This is a genomic window from Micromonospora sp. NPDC051300, assembly GCF_044455315.1.
Classification (GTDB): Bacteria; Actinomycetota; Actinomycetes; order Mycobacteriales; family Micromonosporaceae; genus Micromonospora; species Micromonospora robiginosa.
Genome location: NZ_JBITEP010000018.1, coordinates 123,782 through 145,726, shown reverse-complemented (window position 1 = coordinate 145,726; position 21,945 = coordinate 123,782). Strand labels below are relative to the sequence as shown.

At 75.0% G+C, this 21,945-nt stretch carries 17 protein-coding genes and 1 tRNA gene; 5 read left to right on the top strand and 13 right to left on the bottom strand.

The features are described from left to right. Positions 1-268: 268 nt before the first annotated feature. From ACIA5A_RS20635 to ACIA5A_RS20605, 7 genes are all read right to left on the bottom strand, one after another. Complete coding sequence (locus tag ACIA5A_RS20635) at positions 269-2,221, bottom strand: VWA domain-containing protein (protein WP_396764557.1); 1,953 nt, start codon at positions 2,219-2,221, stop codon at positions 269-271. A 2-nt stretch (positions 2,222-2,223) separates the two neighbouring features. Then, on the bottom strand, positions 2,224-3,672 hold the full coding sequence (locus ACIA5A_RS20630; RefSeq protein ID WP_396764554.1) for a magnesium chelatase: 1,449 nt from the start codon (positions 3,670-3,672) through the stop codon (positions 2,224-2,226). A gap of 71 nt (positions 3,673-3,743) precedes the next feature. Next, the gene (locus tag ACIA5A_RS20625; protein ID WP_396764551.1) at positions 3,744-4,802 is read right to left on the bottom strand and encodes a hypothetical protein; all 1,059 of its coding nucleotides are present in this window, start codon (positions 4,800-4,802) and stop codon (positions 3,744-3,746) included. A 73-nt stretch (positions 4,803-4,875) separates the two neighbouring features. After that, positions 4,876-5,526 (bottom strand): response regulator, encoded by a 651-nt coding sequence (locus ACIA5A_RS20620; RefSeq protein WP_396764548.1) that lies wholly within the window; start codon positions 5,524-5,526, stop codon positions 4,876-4,878. Beyond that, positions 5,523-6,773 carry a sensor histidine kinase gene (locus ACIA5A_RS20615; protein ID WP_396764545.1) on the bottom strand — a complete coding sequence of 417 codons (1,251 nt, stop codon included), beginning with the start codon at positions 6,771-6,773 and terminating at the stop codon, positions 5,523-5,525. Before ACIA5A_RS20615 ends, ACIA5A_RS20620 begins: the two co-directional genes overlap by 4 nt. A 60-nt stretch (positions 6,774-6,833) precedes the next feature. Continuing rightward, positions 6,834-7,331, bottom strand: a complete 498-nt coding sequence (locus ACIA5A_RS20610; RefSeq protein ID WP_396764543.1) for a hemerythrin domain-containing protein — start codon at positions 7,329-7,331, stop codon at positions 6,834-6,836. Positions 7,332-7,335: 4 nt separating this feature from the next. Next, positions 7,336-8,304 carry an aldo/keto reductase gene (locus ACIA5A_RS20605; RefSeq protein WP_396764540.1) on the bottom strand — a complete coding sequence of 323 codons (969 nt, stop codon included), beginning with the start codon at positions 8,302-8,304 and terminating at the stop codon, positions 7,336-7,338. A gap of 65 nt (positions 8,305-8,369) precedes the next feature. On the opposite strand from ACIA5A_RS20605, the gene mgrA reads away from it, so the two are divergent. Continuing rightward, positions 8,370-9,368 (top strand): L-glyceraldehyde 3-phosphate reductase, encoded by a 999-nt coding sequence (gene mgrA, locus ACIA5A_RS20600; protein WP_396764537.1) that lies wholly within the window; start codon positions 8,370-8,372, stop codon positions 9,366-9,368. A gap of 22 nt (positions 9,369-9,390) precedes the next feature. On the opposite strand, the gene ACIA5A_RS20595 is transcribed toward mgrA, so the two are convergent. Continuing rightward, on the bottom strand, positions 9,391-10,302 hold the full coding sequence (locus ACIA5A_RS20595; RefSeq protein WP_396764534.1) for a lytic polysaccharide monooxygenase: 912 nt from the start codon (positions 10,300-10,302) through the stop codon (positions 9,391-9,393). A gap of 163 nt (positions 10,303-10,465) precedes the next feature. Between ACIA5A_RS20595 and ACIA5A_RS20590 the strand changes: the two genes are divergently transcribed. Further along, a complete protein-coding gene (locus ACIA5A_RS20590; protein ID WP_396764531.1) occupies positions 10,466-12,559 on the top strand; it encodes a DUF4153 domain-containing protein in 2,094 nt (697 codons plus the stop codon). Between the two features lie 38 nt (positions 12,560-12,597). On the opposite strand, the gene ACIA5A_RS20585 is transcribed toward ACIA5A_RS20590, so the two are convergent. After that, positions 12,598-15,117: a SpoIIE family protein phosphatase gene (locus ACIA5A_RS20585; protein WP_396764528.1), complete on the bottom strand. Its 2,520-nt coding sequence runs from the start codon at positions 15,115-15,117 to the stop codon at positions 12,598-12,600. A gap of 163 nt (positions 15,118-15,280) precedes the next feature. Beyond that, the gene (locus ACIA5A_RS20580) at positions 15,281-16,225 is read right to left on the bottom strand and encodes an AraC family transcriptional regulator (RefSeq protein ID WP_396764525.1); all 945 of its coding nucleotides are present in this window, start codon (positions 16,223-16,225) and stop codon (positions 15,281-15,283) included. A 71-nt stretch (positions 16,226-16,296) separates the two neighbouring features. Between ACIA5A_RS20580 and ACIA5A_RS20575 the strand changes: the two genes are divergently transcribed. Continuing rightward, on the top strand, positions 16,297-16,785 hold the full coding sequence (locus ACIA5A_RS20575; protein ID WP_396764522.1) for a DUF1772 domain-containing protein: 489 nt from the start codon (positions 16,297-16,299) through the stop codon (positions 16,783-16,785). Positions 16,786-16,802: 17 nt separating this feature from the next. On the opposite strand, the gene lysS is transcribed toward ACIA5A_RS20575, so the two are convergent. From lysS to ACIA5A_RS20560, 3 genes are all read right to left on the bottom strand, one after another. After that, entirely contained in the window at positions 16,803-18,497 is a 1,695-nt protein-coding gene (lysS, locus tag ACIA5A_RS20570) for a lysine--tRNA ligase (RefSeq protein WP_396764519.1), read from the bottom strand. Positions 18,498-18,594: 97 nt separating this feature from the next. Beyond that, positions 18,595-18,667, bottom strand: a tRNA-Ala gene (locus ACIA5A_RS20565). Between the two features lie 90 nt (positions 18,668-18,757). After that, a complete protein-coding gene (locus tag ACIA5A_RS20560; protein ID WP_396764516.1) occupies positions 18,758-19,348 on the bottom strand; it encodes a YqgE/AlgH family protein in 591 nt (196 codons plus the stop codon). Positions 19,349-19,498: 150 nt separating this feature from the next. Here ACIA5A_RS20560 and ACIA5A_RS20555 point away from each other — a divergent pair, with 150 nt between their 5' ends. Both ACIA5A_RS20555 and mdlC read left to right on the top strand, forming a co-directional pair. Continuing rightward, complete coding sequence (locus ACIA5A_RS20555) at positions 19,499-20,299, top strand: S-methyl-5'-thioadenosine phosphorylase (protein ID WP_396764513.1); 801 nt, start codon at positions 19,499-19,501, stop codon at positions 20,297-20,299. A gap of 50 nt (positions 20,300-20,349) precedes the next feature. Beyond that, positions 20,350-21,945: a benzoylformate decarboxylase gene (mdlC, locus tag ACIA5A_RS20550; protein ID WP_396764510.1), complete on the top strand. Its 1,596-nt coding sequence runs from the start codon at positions 20,350-20,352 to the stop codon at positions 21,943-21,945.

Here is a 21,945-nt window from a genome sequence, read left to right as displayed (position 1 = left end):
CTTCTTGTCTGCCATGACGTGGTCCTTCCCGGACAGGATCAACGTCCTGTCCAACGGACCACACCCAGGTCAAACACGGAAATCTACGCAGTCCCCCGGGACGCGACCAGCCCGCGCGTTGTCGGCACAGCGTGAGTGCGTCAGGGCACCGGGGAGGACGGGGCGGGTGGCGCGAGCTGGCGTATCGGCGGGGCCCGGCGAGCGCTGCGGTGTTAGGAGGGGGCCCCTCCTATGCGGAATGCGTTAACAGGGGGCCCCTCCTTACACCTCAGCGGCGGCCGTGGCGGGCGCGGAGGTAGTCGGAGACGACGTACTCGCCCAGGTCGCCGAGGTCGGGGGTGAACATCCGGCCCTTCGACCGGCGGGCCACCGCGTCCACGAACCGGCGCAGCCCCGGGTCGTCGCCGAGCATGAACAGGTTGAGCGTCGCGCCGTAGCGGGTCAGCCGGTCCACCTCCCGGATCGTCGCCTCGATCGTCTCCGGCAGCGGCGGCCAGTGGAAGTACGCCTCACCGTCCTCCGGGTCGAGGTGGGCGGTGGGTTCGCCGTCGGTGACCACGAGCACCACCGGCTCGGCGCCGGGGTGGCGGCGCAGGTGCCGGCCGGCCAGCCGCAACGCGTGCTGGAGGTTGGTGCCCTGCTGCATGTCCGGCTCCGCCGCCGCCAGTTCCTGCTGGGTCAGCGGCATCGCCTCGCGGCCGAAGCCGACGATCTGCAACGCGTCCTGCGGGAACCGGGTGGCCATCAGGTGCGACAGGGCCAGCGCGGTCTGCTTCATCGGACCCCAACGTCCCTGCGAGATCATCGAGTACGACAGGTCGACGCAGAGCACCACCGCCGCCGACGCGCGCCGTTCGGTCTCCACCACCTCGAAGTCCTCGACCGCGAGCGGCACCGGCACGCCGGGGCCGGCTCGGCGTACCGCGCGGGTCAGCGTGCGCACCACGTCCAGGGGTTGCTCGTCGCCGTACTCCCACTGGCGGGAGCTGCCGCTCACCTCGCCGGCCGCGCCTGCCGTACGCAGGTCGTGCTGGCCGCGCGGGCCGGCGGTCAGGTCGGCGAAGACCCGTCGCAGCGCGGTGCCGGCGAGCCGGCGCAGTGCCTTCGGGCTGAGCGTCAGCCCGTCCGCGTCCCGGTCGACCCAGCCCTGGCGGCGCAGCTCGCCTTCCAGGTCGCGCAGGCGGCGTACCTCGTCGGCGGCGTCGCGGCCCAGCGTCCGGGCCACCGTGTCGACGTCGACGTCGTCCAGGGTGGCGCCGGCCTGGTCCTGGTCGAGGGAGTCCAGCAGCTCGTCGAGTTCGGCGATCTCGTCGAGCGCGCCGGCGGCCTCGCCGTAGCCGAGCGGCTGGTCGCCCCGGACCCGTTCGCCGCGCTGCCAGTTCAGGTCGGGGCGCAGCGACCGCAGGTGGTCGTCGAGTTGGGACAGCTCCCCGGCGAGCCGGTCGCCGAGCGACTGGCGCATCAACCCGGCCAGCTCCTCGCGTTGCCTGTCGGAGAGCGACCGCATCAGCCGCTCGCCGGCCGCCGCCCGCCGGGCCAGCACGTCGATCAGCTCCTCGACGGTGCGGGGGTGTTCCGGGAAGAACCGGCCGTGCCGGCGCATGAACTCGGCGAACGCGTCGGTGGTGTCCTCCGAGCGGGCGTGCCGGGCGAGCAGGTCGTTGAGGTCCGTCATCATCTCGGCGAGCTGCCGCTGCGCCTCCGGGTCGGCGGCGGCGCGCGCCGCGTCCCGCAGCCCGGCGAAGCGCTGCTCCAGCACCTCGCCCCGCAGCCCGTCGAGGATCCGCTGGTAGGTCTGCCGCGCCTCGGCACTGGCCCAGTCGTATCCCGCCAGCTCGGACACCGCGCGGGCGGTGGACCGGGGCAGGTTGTCCAGCACCGCCTCGGCGAACCGGGCGTCGTCGCCGTCGCGTCTCCGCAGTTCGTCGCGTTCGGCGGCGAGCGCCTGGTCGAGCAGCGCCTGGGCGCGGGTCACCGTGCCGTCGAGGTCGCCCCGGCGCAACGCCTCCCGACGCATCCGCCGGGCCCGGGCGGCCAGGTCGGCCAGGCCGCCACGCCCGTCGGGGCCGCGCCGCAGCAGGTCGCGCAACGCCTCCCGCAGGCTGCCGCCGTTGAGCACCTCCGCGCCGACCGCGTCCACGGCGGCGCGCACGTCGTACGGCGGGGCGAGCGGGTCGGGTCCGCCGCGCCACTGCCCGTACCGGAACCGGTTGCCGGCCACGGTCAGCCCCGGCCGCCGTAGACGGTGCGCCCGGACTCGGTGACGTCCTTGCCCAGCCGGCGGGTCAGGTGCAGCCCTTCGAGGACGAACTCGATGCCGGCGGCGGCCTCCTCCGGGCCGGGCGCGTCACCGAGGCCGAGGCGGTCGAGCACCTTGGCCAGCCCCGGCACGGTGCCGACCTGGCGGAGCAGCTCCGCCGAGGCGACCAGCTCGCCGGTCTCGATGACGGCGCCCTCGGCGACCAGCGCGGTGAAGCCGGAGAGGTCCAGCCCGGCGAGCCGGGACCGGAACGTCTCGGCGGTGGCGGTCCGCAGCAGGTGCCCGAGGACCTCGATCTCGCGTCCCTCCTCGCCGCTCTCGAACTCCACCTTGCCGCGCAGCGTGGAGGTCACCGACGCGGCGTCGCCGACGCGCGCGACGGCCGCCTCGGCCGAGCCGGCGGCGGCGAGCAGGCCGGAGCGGCGCAGCGCGGCGGCGGCCACGGTCTCCGCGGCGGCGATGGGGAACCGGGCGGACACCCCGGAGCGCGGGTCCACCGACGGCGACTCGCGCACCTCGCGGGCGAACCGGGCGAGCACCTCCAGCACGTGCTCCGGCACGCCTGCGGCCAGGTCGGCCTCCTGCCGGATCAGCGCCAGCTCCAGCTCCAGGTCGAGCGGGTAGTGGGTGCGGATCTCGGCGCCGAAGCGGTCCTTCAGCGGGGTGATGATCCGGCCCCGGTTGGTGTAGTCCTCCGGGTTGGCGCTGGCCACCAGCAGCAGGTCCAGCGGCAGCCGCAACTGGTACCCGCGGACCTGGATGTCCCGTTCCTCAAGCACGTTGAGCAGCGCCACCTGGATGCGTTCGGCCAGGTCGGGCAGCTCGTTGACGGCGAAGACGCCCCGGTTGGTGCGGGGCACCAGCCCGAAGTGGATGGTCTCCGGGTCGCCGAGGGTGCGCCCCTGGGCGAGCCGGATCGGGTCGACGTCGCCGATCAGGTCGCCGACGCTGGTGTCCGGGGTGGCGAGCTTCTCGCCGTAGCGCATCGAGCGGTGCAGCCAGCCGATCGGCAGGTCGTCGCCGGCCGACTCGACGAGCGCGCGCGAGGCGGGGGTGAGCGGGTGCATCGGGTGTTCGTTGAGCACCGAGCCGGGGATGACAGGCGTCCACTCGTCGAGCAGCCCGCCGAGCGAGCGGATGAGCCGGGTCTTGCCCTGCCCGCGCTCGCCGAGCAGCACCATGTCGTGGCCGGCGAGCAACGCCCGCTCGACTTCGGGCAGCACCGTGTCCTGGTAGCCGACGATGCCGGGGAAGCGGTCCTCGCCGGCGCGCATCCGGGCGAGGAGGTTGTCGCGAAGCTCCTGCTTGACCGTGCGGTAGTGGTGACCGGCCGCGCGCAGCGCGCCGAGCGTGCCGGGCAGCTCGGCGGGCGGGACCGGGGAGACCTGGGTGTGAGCGCTCACCCGCCCCACGCTAGCTCAGTTTTCTCGTGCCGCCCGGTGGTCGGTCCCGCCCCGTGACCGGGACCGACCACCGGGGGCGGTCAGTGCCCGCAGCGCCGGCAGGCGCCGCGACGGCGGAGCAGGTAGGCGTACGCGGCGGCGCCGAGCGCCACGCCCCACAGCGGCCAGAGCAGCATCGGCAGCGTGGTCAGGCTGAGCCCGCCGGTCAGCTCCCAGAATCGGGGGGCGGTGACCAGCCCGAGGGAGCCGGCGGTGACCGCGAGCGCGACGAGCGTGGCGGGCGCGACGGCGAGCCACACCGGCACCCGGCGGCCGGCCAGCCCGAGCATCCACCGGGGGAACCGCTCGCCCCAGGGGCGGACCAGCCCGAGCGTGAGCACCGCCCCGGCCAGCGCGAAGGCGCCCAGCCCGGCGCCGGCCCAGACGATGCCGCTGTGGTGCATCTCGTCGAGGAAGTCGCGGGAGATGCCGAGCGGGATGCCGGCCGCCCAGGCGAGCCGGGTCAGCGCGTACAGCGTGGGGATGACCGCGGCGGTCCAGGCCGCCCAGCGTCCCCAGCGGGCCGCGGCGGCCGCTGTGGTCCAGCCCCGGTCGGCGTCGCCGCGGCCGCAGGCGGCACAGGCCCCGGCGGTACGGCGTTGCCAGCCGAGCACCGCCACGGCGAGCAGCACCCCGCCCGCCATCGCGGCGGTCTTGCACAGCAGCGTCCAGGTGAACACGTCGGCGTAGTCGACCGGCGGCCAGCCGAACGGCGCGCCGACGAGCAGGATCGGCGCGTATCCCAGCGTGATCAGCACCCGGGTGTCCGGCACCACCACGGCCAGCACGAACGCGACCGCCCAGCCGTAGCCGAGCAGCAGCGCGCGCAGTGGCCGGGACGGGTGGGCGGCCGGGCCGGCCATGGCCAGCGCGACGACCGCAGCGGTGAGCAGCAGCGCCGCGAACAGCGCCGGCCCGACCGACACCGGCACCAGCCGGAGCAGGTTGACCGGGCGATCCCGGTCGTGGTCGCCGAACGGGTAGCCGGCGCCGGTCACGGCGGAGATCAGGGCGAGCACGCCCCAGAGCGCGAGCCAGCCGGCGGCGAGCGGCGCGGTCCGGGACCGGTGACGGGTCGGTGCGATCAGCGTGGCGGTCATGGTTCGAGCCTCGGTTCCGGACGGCCCGGAACCCTCCCGTGGCGGGGTGAGCCGCCTCCCCCGGCCGGGGGACTCAGCCGGCCGGGACCACGAACCCCGACTCGTACGCGGCGATCACCGCCTGGGTGCGGTCCCGCACCCCGAGCTTGGCCAGCACGTTCCCGACGTGGGTCTTGACGGTCTCCACACCGAGCACCAGCCGGGCGGCGATCTCCGGGTTGGACAGTCCGGCCGCCATCAGCCGCAGCACCTCGCCCTCCCGCTCGGTGAGCCGGGCGGCGTCCAGCCGGTCGCCGCCGCGCCGCCCGTACGCGCCGACGAGTTGCCGGATGGCGGCCGGGAAGAGCAGCGACTCGCCGGCCGCCACCACCCGGATCGCCTCCACCACCTCGCCCGGGCGGGCCCGTTTGAGCAGGAATCCGCTCGCGCCGGCGCGCAGCGCCTCGTAGACGTACTCGTCGTTGGCGAACGTGGTGACGACAAGCACGCGCGGCGGGTCGGTGGACGCGGCGAGCAGCCGGCGGGTGGCCTGGATGCCGTCGATGGCCGGCATCCGGACGTCCATCAGCACCACCCGTGGACGCAGCTTGGCCACCAGCGGCGGCACCTCGGCGCCGTCCGCCGCCTCGCCGACGACGCGCAGGTCCGGCTGGGCGTCGACGATGGCGCGCAGGCCGACCCGGATCAGCTCGTCGTCGTCGACGATCAATACGTCGATGCTCACCCGCCCGCCTCCCTGGGCGCCGGCAGGGTGGCCCGGACCCGCCACCGCTCCCCCTCCGGGCCGGCGTCGAGCCGCCCGCCGAGCAGCAGCACCCGTTCCCGCATGCCGTCCAGCCCGCGCCCGCCGCCGGTCGCCCGGGCACCGCCACGCACGGCGTTGACCAGCTCGATCTCCAACCCTTCCGGGGGTACGGCGACCCGCAGCGTCACCGGCCCCCGGCCGTGTCGGGCCGCGTTCGTCAGCCCCTCCTGCACGATCCGGTAGCCCTCGCGGGACACCACCGCGGGCAGCGCGTCCAGCGGCCCGCCGACCCGGGACTCGACCGCCAGCCCGGCGGCCCGGGCGGCGGTGACCAGCCCGTCCAGCCCGGCCAGGGTGGGTTGCGGCACGGTGGACGCCTGCCGCTGCCCGGCGCCGGTCTCGCGGAGCAGCCCGAGCACCTGGTCGAGGTCGTCCATGGCCCGCCGGCTGGTCTCCTCGATGGCGCGCAGCGCCCGCCGGCTGAACTCCGGGTCGGTGTCGAGCAGTTCCCGCGCGGCGCCGGCCTGGAGCGTCGCCACGGTCAGCGCGTGCCCGACCGAGTCGTGCAGCTCCCGGGCCAGCCGGTTGCGTTCGGCCAGCCGCACGGCGCGGGCCTCCAGCGCGGCGATCCGCTCGGCCTGGGCCGGGCCGAGCAGCACCGGCGCCATCGAGGCGGCGAGCGCGCCCAGCCCGGCCACCGCGTAGCCGAGCGCGACGAGCACGCCCACCCCGGCCAGCCCGGCGGGCACCGGCCGGGCCGGGTCGAACGGGCCGAACCGCTCGTCGGACACCGCGCCGACGTCCACCCCGGCCAGCCCGGCGACGAAGACCAGCGCCATCGGGAACGCGCTGATCGCGGCGAACAGCACCGCCGCGCCGGTGCCCAGGTGCATGGCGATCCACAGCGCGGACCGCAGCCGGGTCTCCCGGTCGACGCGGTGACCCGGCAGCGGCTCGGGCAGGTCGACCGTGAGCAGCGCCCGGGCGGCGGCGATCTCCAACGCCCGGCTGCCGGCCAGGAACACCGGCACCACGGCCAGCCCGGCGCCGACCAGCAGCAGCCCGAACCCGAGCGGCCGCGGCACCTCCGTGCTGGTCAGCAGTTGCGCGAACGCCACCACCAGCAGCACGTAGGGCAGCGCGAGCACGCCGCCGAGGAGCAGGAACACGGCACGTCGCCAGGTGCTGCCACGCACCAGCGGCGCGAACACCCCCCGGACCGTCATCAGGTCATTGTCCCGCCGCCGCCCGTCGCGCGACTCCCCCGCGCCGGGGAGATCGGAACCTCAGCGGTGGTCGCGCACGTACTGTTGCGGGTCCTTGTCGCGGAACGGCAGGTCGCGGCCGTTCTTGTGCTCGCCGTAGAAGGTGAGCCAGCGGGCCCCCAGCTCGGCGCGCAACTCCACGCTCGCGTGCCGGCGGAAGTCGGGCAGCGCCTCGTCCTCCTCCTCGGCCAGGTGCTCGCTGTTCTCCTTGCGCGCCTGACCCACGGCCGCCCACCAGGCGTCCGAGCCGACCTCGTGCAGTTTGGCCTCGGCGATCGCGTCGCGGATCTTGTTGTGGTCGCCGATCGCGTCGGCGGTCTCGTCCTCGCCGTCGTCGCCGTGCTTCACCAGGTGCGGATAGAGGATCGCCTCCTCCGCCTCGGCGTGGATGTCCAGGTGCAGGGCGAGCGCCTCCCAGACGGCAAGCATCTCGGCCGGGTCGCGGGCGTCGTCGAGTCGGGCGAAGCCGCGCCGGAAGGCGGCGTGGTCGTCCAGGATCAGTGCGGTGATGTCGTCCATGCGGTCACTTCCCCAGTCGGGCGCGGATCAGCCGGGGCACCGCGGCCAGGCCGGTGACCGGCCGGAACGCGTGCGCGGCGGTGACCAGCGCGGCGTACTCGTCGTCGGCCAGGTCGATCTCGGCGGCGGCCGCGTTGCGTTCCATCTGCTCCACCCCGGACGCGCCGGGGATGGCGACCACGTTCGGGTGCCGCAGCACGTAGGCGAGCGCGATCTGGCTGGGCGTGGCGTCGTGCGCGTCGGCGACCTCGCGCAGCGTGGCGATCAGCTCGGTGCCGCGCGCCAGGTTCTCCGGCAGGAAGTACGGGTTGGCCCGGCGTACCGCCCCGGCGGGCGGGTTCGTGGCGTCGTAGCGGCCGGAGAGGAACCCCTGCGCCAGCGGGCTGTACGCGATGACGATCCGGCCGGCCTGTTCCGCGTACGGAATCAGGTCCTCCTCCGGGCCGCGGTCGATCATGCTGTAGCGGACCTGGTTGCTCAGCACCCGGCGGCCCAGCGCGGCCTCGGCGAAGCGCCAGCGGCGCAGGTCGTAGTTGCTGACCCCGACCTCGCCGACCAGCCCGACGTCCTGCAACGAGCGCATGCCGCGCATGGTGGTGGTGTCGGCGACCACCGGGTTGGCCTGGTGCACCTGGTAGAGGTCGATGCCGTCGACGCCGAGCCGGGCCGCGGAGGCGACCGCGCGCTGCTGCACCACCGGGGCGACCGGCAGCAGCGGGAAGATCTTGCTGGCCACCACGACCTTCGCCCGGTCATCGGCAAGGGCCGCGCCGAGGATCCGCTCGCTGCGGCCGAAGCCGTACAGCTCGGCGGTGTCGAAGAGGGTGACCCCGAGGTCGAGCGCCCGCCGCACGATCTCGGCCGCCCGGCGTTCGTAGTCGGGGCCGTAGCCCCACTCCCGGGAGCCGAACTGCCACGTGCCGAGGCCGATCTTCGAGATGGGCTTGGGGGTGTCGAGCCGCACGAAACGCATGCCGACGACGCTACCCGCGCCGGTGGCACCGCACGCCTGTTCGCGGCGGGCGGCACAATGATCGGGTGACCTACCTCGCCAGCGACGACCGTTACGACTCGATGCTCTACCGGCGCAGTGGCCGCAGCGGGCTCCGGCTGCCGGTCATCTCCCTCGGCCTGTGGCACAACTTCGGGCCGGACCGGCCCTTCGAACGGCAGCGCGACATCGTCCGCCGCGCCTTCGACCTCGGCATCACCCACTTCGACCTGGCCAACAACTACGGGCCGCCGCCGGGCGCGGCGGAGGAGGCGTTCGGCCGGCTGCTCTCCACCGACCTGAGGCCCTACCGGGACGAGCTGGTGGTGTCCACCAAGGCCGGCTACCTGATGTGGCCCGGCCCGTACGGCGAGTGGGGTTCCCGGAAGTACCTGATCTCGTCGTTGGACCGGTCGCTGCGCCGGATGGGCCTGGACCACGTGGACATCTTCTACTCGCACCGGTTCGACCCGGACACGCCGTTGGAGGAGACGATGGGCGCGCTGGACGCGATCGTCCGCTCCGGCCGGGCGCTCTACGTCGGCATCTCCAACTACGACTCGGAGCAGACGCTGCGGGCCGCCGAGATCCTCCGTGACCTGGGCACGCCGCTGCTGATCAACCAGCCGTCCTACTCGATGCTCAACCGCTGGACCGAGTCCGACGGCCTGCTGGACACGCTGGCGCAGGTCGGCGCCGGCTGCATCGCCTTCAGTCCGCTGGCCCAGGGCCTGCTGACCGACCGCTACCTGGACGGCATCCCGGCCGACTCGCGCGTGCGAACCAGCGTCTTCCTCGACGAGAGCGACCTGGACGAGGCGAAGATGGCGACCGTCCGCGCGCTCGCCGAGGTGGCCCGGCGGCGCGGGCAGACCCTGGCCCAGCTCGCCCTGGTGTGGGCGTTGCGGGACCCGCGGATGACCAGCCTGATCATCGGCGCGAGCAGCGTCGACCAGTTGGCGGGCAACATCGCCGCGCTGGACGGCCTGGACCTGGCCGGCGAGGACCTGGCCGAGATCGACCAGATCCTCGCCGGGGCGCGGTGACGCCGCCGGCTTCCACCGGGGCTCACCAGATCCGGCGCCGGCCGGCACGATGGTTGCGGACCCCGCACGGCCGCCCGGGCGGTGGGCCCCCGGCCCGCCGCAGGCGCAGCCCGACCACCGTCGCGAGCAGCGCGGTGACCGCCACCGCCGCCGCGCCGACGACGATCGGCCGGGAGAACGGGCCGGTCTCGGTCACCGCCGCGACCGGCACGCCTGGTGCGTCGCCGGTCGCCGCCGCCGAGCGGGTACGCGGCGCCGCCGCGCTCGCCGCCGGGGTCGCCGCCCGGGTGGCCCGGGCCCCGGCGCCGCCCGAGGCCGCCCGGAAGACGACGTCGGAGCAGGAGTAGTAGGTGTCCTGGGTGTTCGAGTTCTGCCAGATGACGTAGATGATGTGCCGTCCGGTGCGCCCGGTCGGCAACCGCCCCGGCATCTCGTAGGCGCCGTCGCGGATCGGCGGGTCGGTGACCGCCAGGAACGGCTCGGACTCCACGTCGGCCCAGGTCAACCGCCGCTGCGGGAGGTACGAGCCGGTGGTGACATAGAACCGGAACGTGCCCCGGTGCGGAATCGTGGTGCGGTAGCGGAACGTGTGCCGGGCGCCGGCGGTGAGCGTGGTGGCCGGCCAGTCCGCCCGGGGCAGGTCGAGCCCCCGGTAGGCGGAGAGCCCACCGCTGCACAACTCCCCGTCCGGGATGCGTTCCCGGTCCCGCCCGTCGATCCGCGCCACCCGGATGTTGTCCCACTCGCGGACCGCCGCGCCGGCGGCGATCGCGGCCCGGCAGGCGGGCGTCTCGGCCCGTCCGCCCTCCGGCCCGCACGCGGCGGCCCGGCTCATCGGGCTGGTCGGTGCCCCGTGGGCGCTCACCGGCCCGGCGGTGAGCAGCAGCGTCGCGGCGACGGCGGCGAACGCGACGAGCGCGCGACGTGTGCCCATGTGATCGACCTCCCGGGCACTGGTACGTGCGGGAGGCGGTAAAGGTTCGATGCTCCTCGGCGCCACGACCGGTCAGGCTCGACCGACCGAACGGACAACCGGGGCGGCGGAGCGGCCGGGACGGGCCATACAGTGTCGGCACCCCGTGATCAAGGAGTGCGTCTTGCCCGAGCCGGCACAGCCTTCCGAATCGCCCGACACCACCCCGACGCCGGGTCCCCCGACGGGCGACGTCCCGCCCGGCGCGCAGCCGTACCTGCTGGTGCTGCCCACCGTGGAGGGTGCGCCGCCGCCGATGCCGTGGCCCGGCGCGGAGGGCGCGCCCGCCTGGGCCATCCCGGTCACCGTGCCGCCCGGCACCCAGGGCTACGCGCTGTTCGTGCCGCTGGCCCCGGCCGGGGCGCCCGTCCCGGCGGCGCCCCAGCCCGGCGTGCCCGCCCAGGCGCCGGCGCCTGCCGTCGAGACCCGGGCCGCCGCCGCGACCGGGCCGGCTGTCGAGAGCCCGACCGGTCCTCCGCCGCCGGCCGCCGCAGCGACCGCGTCGCCCGCCTCGGCCGCCACGCCGGCCGGACCCGAACCGCACGCCTCGGCCGCCACGCCGGCCGGACCCGGACCGCACGCCGCCGCCGGCGCGCCCGGTCCGCACCCGGCCGCGCCCGGCGGCACGGCGGCACCGCCCTACCAGGACATGCGGCCCTGGGCCACCTACCCGCCACCGCCCGGCTGGACCCCCCGGCCGCCGAAGCCCCGCACCTCCTTCCTGGGCGCCCGGTGGCCCGGACCGAAGCCGGCCACCGGCCGGGCGGCGCCGCTCGCGGTGCTGGCCGGCGCGCTGGGCAGCGCGGTCTTCGTGCCGCTGAGCCGGGTCGGCATCGGCTGGTTCCTCGGGTGGCTCACGCTCACGCTCGGGGTGCTGCTGGCGGTCCGCACCCGGACCGCCGAGCTGCCCCGCGCCGACCGGCTGATCCGCGCAGGCTGGGCGGCGGCGGCGCTGGCCCTGCTCGCCGTGCCGGCGTTCCGCAACGCGTGGTGGCTGGTGACGTTCTGCGTGCTCGGCGCGCTGGGCTGCGCCACCCTGGCGATCATCGGCGGCCGGCTGGTCCGCTCCATCCTGTTCGGCCTGGTCGCCACGCCGTTCGCGGCGCTGCGCGGCCTGCCCTGGGTGCGCCGGCACGTCGCCGCCTCGCCGGAGGCCGCCACGGTCCGGAAGGTCACCGTGTCGGTGGTGGCCACGCTGGTGATGCTCGTCGTCTTCGGCAGCCTGCTCGCCTCGGCCGACGCGGCGTTCTCCGAGGCGCTGGGCGCGCTCGTCCCCGACGTCGACCTCGGCGTGGTGTTCCGGGGCCTGTTCCTGGCCGCGGTGGGTGGGCTGATCGCGGTCGCCGCCGTCTACACGCTCGCCGCCCCGCCCGACCTGTCCACCGTGGACCGGTCGAGCGAGCGCCGACTCAGCCTGGTGGAGTGGGCCCCGGCCATCGGGGCGTTGACAGTGCTCTTCGCCGGCTTCGTGGTGGTGCAGTTCACCACGCTCTTCGGCGGGCAGCGGCACGTGCAGCGGGTCGCCGGGCTCAGCTACGCCGAGTACGCGCGCAGCGGCTTCTGGCAGCTCCTCTTCGTCACGCTGCTGACCGTGGCGGTGCTCGGTGGCGTCACCCGTTGGGCCCGGCGGGAGCGGCCGGTCGAGCGCACGATGCTGCGCGTGCTGCTCGGAGTGCTCAGCGCGTTGAGTGTGGTGATCGTGGTGTCGGCGCTGTCGCGGATGTGGACCTACCAGAAGGTCTACAGCTTCACCGGCGAGCGGATCTTCGTGATGGCGTTCGAGATGCTGCTCGGCGCGGTCTTCCTGATGATCCTGGCCGCGGGCGTGAGGTGGCGGGGCCGGTGGATCCCGGGCACCACTGTGGCGCTGACCGTGGCGATGCTGCTCGGCCTGGCGGTGCTCAACCCGGAGGACTACGCGGCCCGGCGCAACACCCTGCGGTACGAGCAGACCGGCAAGATCGACGCCTGGTACCTGCGCGCGCTCTCCGCCGACGCCACGCCCGCCCTCACCAGGCTCCCCGACCCGGTGCGCCGCTGCACGTTGAGCTGGATCGCCGACGACCTCGCCGAGCCCGACCCCTGGTACGCCTGGAACCTGGGCCGGCACCGCGCCCGCCAGGCCCTCGACCGGGTCGGCCCGAGTGCGGTCGGCGGTCCGAAGGACTGCCGTCGCGCGGACCAGTTCGACCTGCCGAAGACCCGACGCCCCCGCTGACCCCGATCGGATCGAGGAGGGGCCCGCGCGGCCCCTCCTCAGTCGCCGACGCGCAGGGCCAGGATCGCGATGTCGTCGGCGACCGGGCCGAGCTGGTAGGCGGCCACCCCGTCACGGACCAGCTCCACCAGCCGCCGCGGATCGCCGTCCGGCGCGCCGCGCAGCAGGTCCACCAGTCGCTCCTCGCCGAAGAGGCCACCGGGGCCGCGCGCCTCGATCACCCCGTCGGTGTAGAACAGCACGGTGTCGCCGCGTCCCAGGGCGACCGAGCGGCGCCCGAGCCGGACCTCGGGGAAGGCGCCCAGCAGCACGCCCGGCACCACGATCACCTCGACCCGCCCGTCGGCCCGGCGGAGCAGCGCGGGTGGGTGTCCGGCGGAGGCCACGTCCAGGTCGGCCCCGCCGTCGCGTACCCGCAGCCGGGCGCACACCACGCTGAGGAACCTGTCGACGTCGGGGTCGTCCCGCAGCCGGGTGTGCAACTGGCGCAGGGCGGTGGCGGGCTCGGCCAGCGCCGCGGTGATCCGCAGCGTGTGCCGGGCCAGGCCGGTGACCGAGGCGGCGTCCACGCCCCGGCCGGCGACGTCGCCGACCACGAGGACCCACTCCCGGTCGGCGGCCCCGCCGACCGGGAACACGTCGTAGAAGTCGCCGCCGACCCCGACCGCGTCGCCGGCCAGGTAGACGGCGGCCAGCTCCGCGCCGGGCACCCGCGGCAGCCGCGAGGGCAGCAGGCTGCGTTGCAGGCGTACGGCGGTGGCGTGCTCCCGCTCGTAGAGCTGCGCCCGGGCGAGCGCCTGACCGGCCAGCCCGGCCAGGGTGACCAGGAAGTTCCGGTGCGCGGGCTCGAACTCCTGCGCGTCGGCGTACCCGAAGATGAGCACCCCGGCGGCGGTCCCCCGGCCCTGCAGCGGCACCATCGCCCACGACCGGTAGGGGCTGCGCCGCACCGCCTCGGCCACCTCGGGATAGTTGTCGACGAGCGGCTGGACGTCCGGGAAGAAGCGCGGTTCCCCGTCCCGGAAGGTCGCCGCGATCGGATGGACGGCGGTGCGGCCGACGGACTTCCACCGGGTCGGCGGCTCCTGGCCGGTGGGCGCGAACCGGATCCGATGGCCACTCTCGTCCACCAGCGCGACGGCCGCGAGGGCCGCCTCGGCGGCCGGACCGGCGCCGTCCCGGACCGCCTCGACCACCTCGGCCACGGAGACCGCCTGGGAGAGCCCGGCGGTGAACTCCTGCACCCGGCGGGCCCGCAACTCCTCGCGTCGGCGGCGGGTCACGTCGGTGACCAGGACGGCCACCGCGCCGGCCCGGCCGCCACCGCCGGGCACGGCGAGGAAGCTGCCGAGGTACGTCCGGCCGGCCCGGACGATCTCCACGTCGCGGACCTCGCCGGCGTCGGCGACCTCCCGCATCAGCGGTTCGAGGAGCGGCCCGAGGTCGGGGAAGAGGTCGGGCACCCGGCGGCCGAGGTGCGCCGCGACCGGGTGGCCGTTCCACTCCGCCAGGACGGCGTTGATCCGCAGGTAGCGCAGGTCGCTGTCGAGCAGGGCGACCCCGACCGGCGCGTTCTCCACGAGCGTGTCGAGCGCGGTGAGCATGGTGGCCCGGTCGGCGGTGACCTGCTCGACGCCGAGCGTCGCCTCCCCGGCCACCTCGTCGAAGACGGCCGCGACGCCGACCGGCCCGACCGGGGTCGCCCCGTGCACCGGGTAGTAGCTGCCCCGCCAGCGTCGCCGGCCGGGCCGGCCCGGGGTGGCGCCGACGACGTCCAGGTTGACGAGCGCCCGCCCGGTGTCGAGCACCTGCCGGAGCTGGTCGGCGAACGATTCGGGCAGGTCCGGCAGCACCTCGCGCAGGTGCCGCCCGACGTGGTCGGCGGCGGGCCGCCCGTTGATCTCGGCGGCCCGCTGGTTGACCGTGACGAAGCGCAGGTCCCGGTCCAGCACGCTCACCCCGACCGGCAGGTGGAGCAGGATCGTCTCCAGCAGCGCCTGGTCGATGGCGGCGACCGTCGGCGTACGCCCCAGGGCGGCCACCGGCGACGGGCCGGGCGGCCCGGGCTCGTCGGCGACCGGTCGGCGCGCGCCGTGCGGCAGCCCGGCGGCGCGTACCCGCCGGGCGGCGGTCGCGGCGAGCCCGGTCGCCACCGCCACGGTGCCTGGCGGCACCGCGCCACGGAAGCCGAGGCTGATCGCGCCGATGACCGTCCCGTCGCCGTCGGGATGCCAGAGCGGCGCGGCCACCAGGCCCTCGACGTCGGCGGTGGGCAGGCTGGCGGTCGCCGGGAAACGGATCAGCCGCTCCCGGAAGGAGTCCGCCACGATCACCTCGCCGGTGCGGGCGGCCCGGGAGATCCCGACCGGCGCGGCCAGCGGGAAGTGGGCCCACGTCTCGGCCAGCTCGGGCACCATGCCGACGTGGTGTGCCAGGTCGAGCCGCGTGCCGTGCGGGTCGAGCAGGACGAGGACCGCCACCTCCGCCCCGGTGCGTGACAGGACGTCCGACGGGAGCAGGTCACCGTCACCGACCGTGGGCGCGGCCCGATCCGTCATGCTGCTCTCCCCCACCCGACCGCGGGCCGAACGGACGGACCCGAGCAGACGCTACCGCCGCCGGGGCGTCCCGGCCATCGGCCGACCACCGGACCGCTCCGGAGCTGTCGGCCAGCTCACATCCGCCGGCCGGACCGGCCCGCTCCGGCGGAGAGGTCCACCGTCATCCGGTCGTGCCCGTCCCGCCCACGTGCCGGCGTGGGCTCACGCCGTACCGGCGTTTGAACGCGGCGCTCAGGGCGAACGAACTGCCGTAGCCGACCCGGCGGGCGACCGCGCCGACCGTCGCGCCGGGCTCGCGCAGCAGGTCCGCCGCGAGCGCCAGCCGCCACCCGGTGAGGTACGACATCGGTGGCTCGCCGACCAGCCCGGTGAAGCGCCGGGCCAGCGCCGCCCGGGAGAGCCCGACCTCGACCGCCAGCGATGCCACCGTCCACGGCCGGGCCGGGTCGTGGTGCAGCATCCGCAGCGCCCGGCCGACCACCGGGTCGGCGTGCGCCAGGTACCAGGCCGGCGCCGCCGCGCCCGGCCGGGCGAACCACTCCCGCAGCACGGCGATGAGCAGCAGGTCCAGCAGCCGGTCCAGCACCGCCTCCTGGCCGAGGTCGTCCTTGACGATCTCGGCGGCCAGCAGCGGGACCAGCGGGGAGTCCCAGGACGCGCGCGGCACGACCGCCAGCGCGGGCAACGCGTCCAGCAGCCGACCGCCGACCGCGCCCCGGACCGGGTACGTGCCGGTGAGCAGCACGGTCCGGCCGTCCGGCCCGTTGCCCCAGGTGCGTACGCCCAGCCCGGTCATCCCGAACAGCTCGCGCCCGTCCGGCGTGGTGCACCGCTGCCCCGGGTGGATCACCACCTGCGGCACCGTGGCCGGGTCGTCGGCGACCGTGTACGGGTCGGGGCCGCGCACGATCGCCACGTCCCCGGCGCCGAGCGCCACAGGCGTGCCGTGCTCGGGCACGAGCCACGCGTCCCCGCGTACCACCGCGACCAGGGTGAGCGGCGCCTCGTCCCGGATCAGCATCGACCAGGGCGGGGTGAGGATCGAGCGGAGCAGGAAGGCGCCCCGGGCCCGGGGCCCGTCGAGCAGACCGGCGACGGCGTCCACGGAGACGATTACACACAGGATCGCGCGTCCTGGCCATGGGCCGTCTCACCGGGCGGCGGTTGGATGGACGCATGCGACTCGTACAGCATCTGTCGTTGCTCGCGTCCACGGTCGGGGCCGGGCTGATGGCCGGCCTCTTCGCCGCCTTCGCCTACGCCGTGATGCCGGCGCTGCGGGGCGCCGACGACCGCACCTTCGTGGACGCCATGCAGCGGATCAACGTGACCATCGTCAACGGCTTCTTCCTGCTGGTCTTCCTGGGCACCCCGGTGCTCGCCGCGCTGGCGGCGATCCTGGGCTGGCGCGGCGCGGGCCGTCCGGCGCTGCCGTGGATCGTCGCCGGGCTCGTCCTCTACCTGCTGACGGTGGTCGTCACCGCCGTGGTGAACGTGCCGCTGAACGACGCGCTCGCCGCGGCCGGCACGGCCGACCTCGCCGCCGCGCGGCAGCGGTTCGAGGCGACCTGGGTGGCCTGGAACGTGGTCCGGGCGCTGGCGGGCACGGCCGGGTTCGGCGCGCTGTGCGGGGCGCTGCTGGTCACCGGCCGTGCGGCCGGATGACTGGCCGTCCCGTGCCCCTAGGCGTCGAGCAGCGTCCGTAGCCGCTCCGCACCGACGGCGAGCAGCAACGTGGGCAGGCGCGGGCCGGTGTCGCGCCCGACGAGCAGCCGGTAGACCAGGACGAAGAAGTCGCGCTGCGCCGCCTTCAGCTCGGGCGTCGGCGCGGTGTCCGGCGGCAACCCGGCCATCGCCTTCGGGACCCCGTAGACAAGCGTGGTCAGACCGTCGAGCGACCAGTGGTCGTCCAGCCCGGCCAGGAGCATCCGGAGGGACCGGCGCTGCCCCTCGTCCAGCGACGCGAGGAGTTCCCCGTCCGGCTCCTGGCGGACGCTGGTCCGCGACTCCGGCGGAAGCTGCGTGTTGACCCAGTGCTGGGCGCGGTCCAGCCGGGGACGCACCTCGTCGAGCGACCGGACGGGGTGCTCGGCGTCGAGGTCGGTGAGGATGCGGAGGATCTGCTCCTCGTGGCCGGTGGTGATGTCCGCGATCGAGGCGAGCGTGCGGTACGGGACCGGCCTCGACGCACGGGGCAGCGTAATCGTCGCGGTGCCGATCGCCCGGCGGTAGGCGACCTCGTCCGCGGGCGCCGCCGTCCCGGCGGCGATCTTCTTCGCCAGCGCGTCCCACTCGTCGTAGAGCCGCTGGATCTCCGCGTCGAAGGCGACCTTGAAGGACTGGTTGGGGCGGCGACGGGCGTAGAGCCAGCGCAACAACGGCGCCTCCATGATCTCCAGCGCGTCGGCGGGCGTCGGGACGCCGCCGCGGGAGCTGCTCATCTTCGCCATGCCGGTGATCCCGACGAACGCGTACATCGGCCCGATCGGCTGGTCGCCGCCGAAGACCTCGCGGACGATCTGCCCGCCCACCACGAACGACGAGCCCGGCGAGGAGTGGTCGACGCCGGACGGCTCGAAGACCACGCCCTCGTACGTCCAGCGCATCGGCCAGTCGACCTTCCAGACCAGCTTGCCCCGGTCGAACTCGGAGAGCAGGACCGTCTCGGAGCAGCCGCAGGCGCACTCGTAGGTCATGGCGGTGGTGGCGTCGTCGTACGCGATGACTGTGGTGCGGTCGGTGCCGCACGCTCCACAGTAGGGCTTGTACGGGTAGTAGCCGGCCCCGGTGGAGCCGTCGTCCTCCTCGGCGGCGCCCGATCCCTCGGTCTGCTCCGCCTCCTCGGATCGCGGCGCCGACGGGCGCTTCCTGGTCCGGTACTGCCCGAGGATCGCGTCGATCCGCTTGCGCTCGCGCATCGCCAGCAGGATCTGCTCCCGGTACGCGCCCGACGTGTACATCTCGGTCTGGCTGATCCCGCGGTACTCCACCCCGAGCCCGGCCAGCGACTCGACCATCGCGGCCTTGAAGTGCTCCGCCCAGTTCGGATGGGAGCTGCCGGGTGGCGCGGGGACCGAGGTCAGCGGCTTCCCGATGTGTTCGGCCCAGGAGGGGTCGACGCCGGCCGGCACCTTGCGGAACCGGTCGTAGTCGTCCCAGGAGATGAGGTGCACCACCTCGTGGCCCCGCCGGCGGACCTCGTCCGCCACCAGGTGCGGGGTCATCACCTCACGCAGGTTGCCGAGGTGCACCGGCCCGGACGGGCTCAGCCCCGAGGCGCAGACCACAGGCGCGCCGGGCGAGCGGCGCTCGGACTCGACGATGATCTCGTCCGCCATCCGGGCGACCCAGTCGCCGTCCAGCCCCGCAGACACCATCCCGCGTTCTCCTCGCCACGACACCACGAGAATGCCCCCGTCCGGACGGACGGGGGCATTCCGAGAAAACCACCGGTTCGCACAGATGTGCGGTCGGTGGAGCCGAGGGGACTCGAACCCCTGACCCCCACACTGCCAGTGTGGTGCGCTACCAGCTGCGCCACGGCCCCTTGCGGTCGTCCCCGGTCGCCCGGGCACGGGAAGAACTATACACACGCCGCCAGGCATGGTCATCTCGCGGGGGGTCACCCCGGAACGGGTCAGTTCAGTGCCACGTCCGGCGGGAAGTGGGCCACCGCCGCCATCATGCCGCCCTGGCGGCGCAGCACCATCGGCCAGAGGTCGTCCGGCCGGTCGACGAAGGCGTCGCCGGGCAGCGCGTCCAGCACGAACCAGGACCCCTCGTCGATCTCCCGCTCCAACTGGCCGGCGCCCCAGCCGGAGTAGCCGGCGAACACCCGGATCCCGCCTACCGCGTCGCGCAGCTTCTCCGGGTCGACCGAGAGGTCGATGGTGCCGACCGCGCCGGAGACGCGGTGGAACCCCTTCACCGGCTTGACCGGGTGACGCATGCGGGCCAGGCAGATGGCCGAGTCGGGCTGGACCGGGCCGCCCTCGAAGAGCACCGCGGGCTCGCGCGCCAGATCACTCCAGTCGCCGAGGACGTCGGCCACCGGGACCTCGGTGGCCCGGTTGAGCACCACGCCGAGGGCGCCACCGGGCTCGTGGGCGACAAGCAGCACGACCGTACGGTCGAAGTTCGGGTCCTTGAGCACAGGTGTCGCGACCAGCAGTCGTCCGGTCATCGACTCCATGGCTCGGCCACCGATCGCCTGCCCCTCACCCTGCATGATCCGACACCCGTCAGTCGTGTGCCCGCGCGGGCCCGACGTCGTCGACCGCCCACCCGGTCAACGCCATGTCACGCACCATAGCCTGCGTCCCGCCCGCTGGCTAAGGTCTGACCGGCGGGTGATCGCGACGGATCGAGGGAGGGCCGGATGGCGGTGGAGGCGGAACTTGCGGTGATCGGCGGGTCGGGTCTCTACGCCCTGCTCGACGGGGTGGAGCACGTGGTGGACACCCCGTACGGCACGCCGTCGGACCCGGTCACGATCGCCGAGGTGGGCGGCCGGCGAGTGGCGTTCCTGCCCCGGCACGGCCGCGACCACCGGCACCCGCCGCACCGGATTCCCTACCGCGCCAACCTGTGGGCGTTGCGCTCGCTGGGCGTACGCCAGGTGCTGGCGCCCTGCGCGGTCGGCGGTCTCCGGCCGGAGCTGGGACCGGGCACGTTCGTGGTGCCGGACCAGTTGATCGACCGTACCAGCGGGCGGGCGCAGACCTACTACGACCGGGGCGCGGTGCACGTCTCGTTCGCCGATCCGTACTGCCCGGCGGGGCGGCGGACGCTGCTGGACGCGGCGGCCGGCCGGGGCGTGCCGGCGGTGGACGGCGGGACGGTGGTGGTGGTCGAGGGCCCGCGCTTCTCCACCCGGGCGGAGTCGCGCTGGTTCACCTCGATCGGCGGCGCGGTGGTCAACATGACCGGGCACCCGGAGGCGGTGCTCGCCCGGGAGTTGGCGCTCTGTTACACCTCGATCGCGCTGGTCACCGACCTGGACGCGGGCGTCGAGGCGGGCGAGTCGGTCACCCAGGAGGAGGTGTTCCGGGTCTTCGCGGAGAACACCGACCGACTGCGCAAGCTGCTGCTGGACGCGGTCGCCGCCCTCCCCGACGAGCGGGACTGCCCCTGCGGGGGCGCGCTGGACGGCATCCGACTGCCGTTCCCGTTGCCCTGAGCCCTGGCGAAGCGCCCGAAAAGTCGGCTTCCGCCCGCTAGATTCAGGCGATGGCTACGGTGCGCGAGGCGACCTACGACCTGCTGCGCGCGCTCGGGTTGACCACCGTCTTCGGCAACCCCGGTTCCACCGAGGAGCCGTTCCTCGCCGACTTCCCGGCCGACTTCCACTACGTGCACGCGCTCCAGGAGGCGTCCGCGGTCGCCATGGCCGACGGCTACGCGCAGGGCACCGGCCGCCCCGCGCACGTCAACCTGCACACCGCGCCGGGCACCGGCAACGGCATGGGCAACCTGGTCACCGCCTGGCACAACCGGACCCCGCTGATCGTCAGCGCCGGCCAGCAGACCCGCGAGATGCTGCTCATCGAGCCCCGGCTGGCCAGCCCCCGGGCGGTCGAGCTGGCCCAGCCGTACGTCAAGTGGGCCCACGAGCCGGCCCGCGCGCAGGACATCCCGGCGGCCTTCATGCGGGCGTACGCGTCGGCGGTGCAGCCACCCACCGGACCGGTCTTCCTCTCCCTGCCGATGGACGACTGGGGCCGGACCGCCGACCCGCCGCCCCAGGTGCGTACCGTCGCCACCCGGATCGGGCCGGACCCGGACCGGCTGCGCGGTTTCGCCACCGCGCTGGCCGCCGCCCGCGCGCCGGTGCTGGTGCTCGGCGCGGCGGTAGACCGGGCCGGCGCCTGGTCGGCCGCCGTCGCGCTGGCCGAACGGCTGGCCGCCCCGGTCTGGGCCGCCCCGGCACCGGAGCGCGGTGTCTTCCCGGAACGCCACCCACAGTTCCGGGGCGTGCTGCCCTACGCGATCGGGCCCCTGTCGGACGCGCTGCGCGGGCACGACACCGTGCTGGTGGTCGGTGCCCCGGTGTTCCGCTACTACCCGCACGTGCCGGGCGACTACCTGCCCGGTGACGCCCGGCTGCTGCACGTCACCGACGACCCGGACGAGGCGGCCCGGGCCCCGGTCGGCGAGAGCCTGCTCGGCGACGCCGGGCTGACCATGGCGGCGCTGCTGGAGTTGCTGCCGCCGTCCGGTCGGCCTCCGCCGCCGCCGCGCGAGCCGCCGCCCCCGCCGGAGGCGGCCGACCCGCCCGGCGCGGACGCGCTCTTCGCCGCGCTGGCGGACACCTGGCCGGCGGACGGCGTGCTGGTGCAGGAGTCACCGTCCAACCTGGCCGCGCTGCGCCGCCGGCTCTGGATCGACAGGCCGCGTTCCTACTTCACCATGGCCAGCGGGGGCCTGGGCTTCGGGCTGCCGGCGGCGGTGGGCCTGGCGCTCGCCGAGCGGGACACCGGACGCGGCCGACCGGTGGTCGTGGTGATCGGTGACGGCTCGTTCCACTACTCGGTGCAGGCGTTGTGGACCGCGGCGCGGCTGCGCCTGCCGCTCGCCGTCGTGGTCCCGGTGAACCAGCAGTACGCGATCCTCAAGGCGTTCGCCGAGCTGAAGCACACGCCGGGCGTGCCGGGGTTGGACCTGCCCGGGTTGGACGTGGCCGCGGTGGCGCGCGGCTACGGCTGCGCCGCGGTGCCGGAGGTGTCGCCGGACGGGTTGGGCCCGGCGCTGGCCGAGGCGCTCGCCGCGGACCGGCCCACGGTGCTGGCCGCGCCGATCAGCACCGAGGTGCCCCGGCTGCTGTGA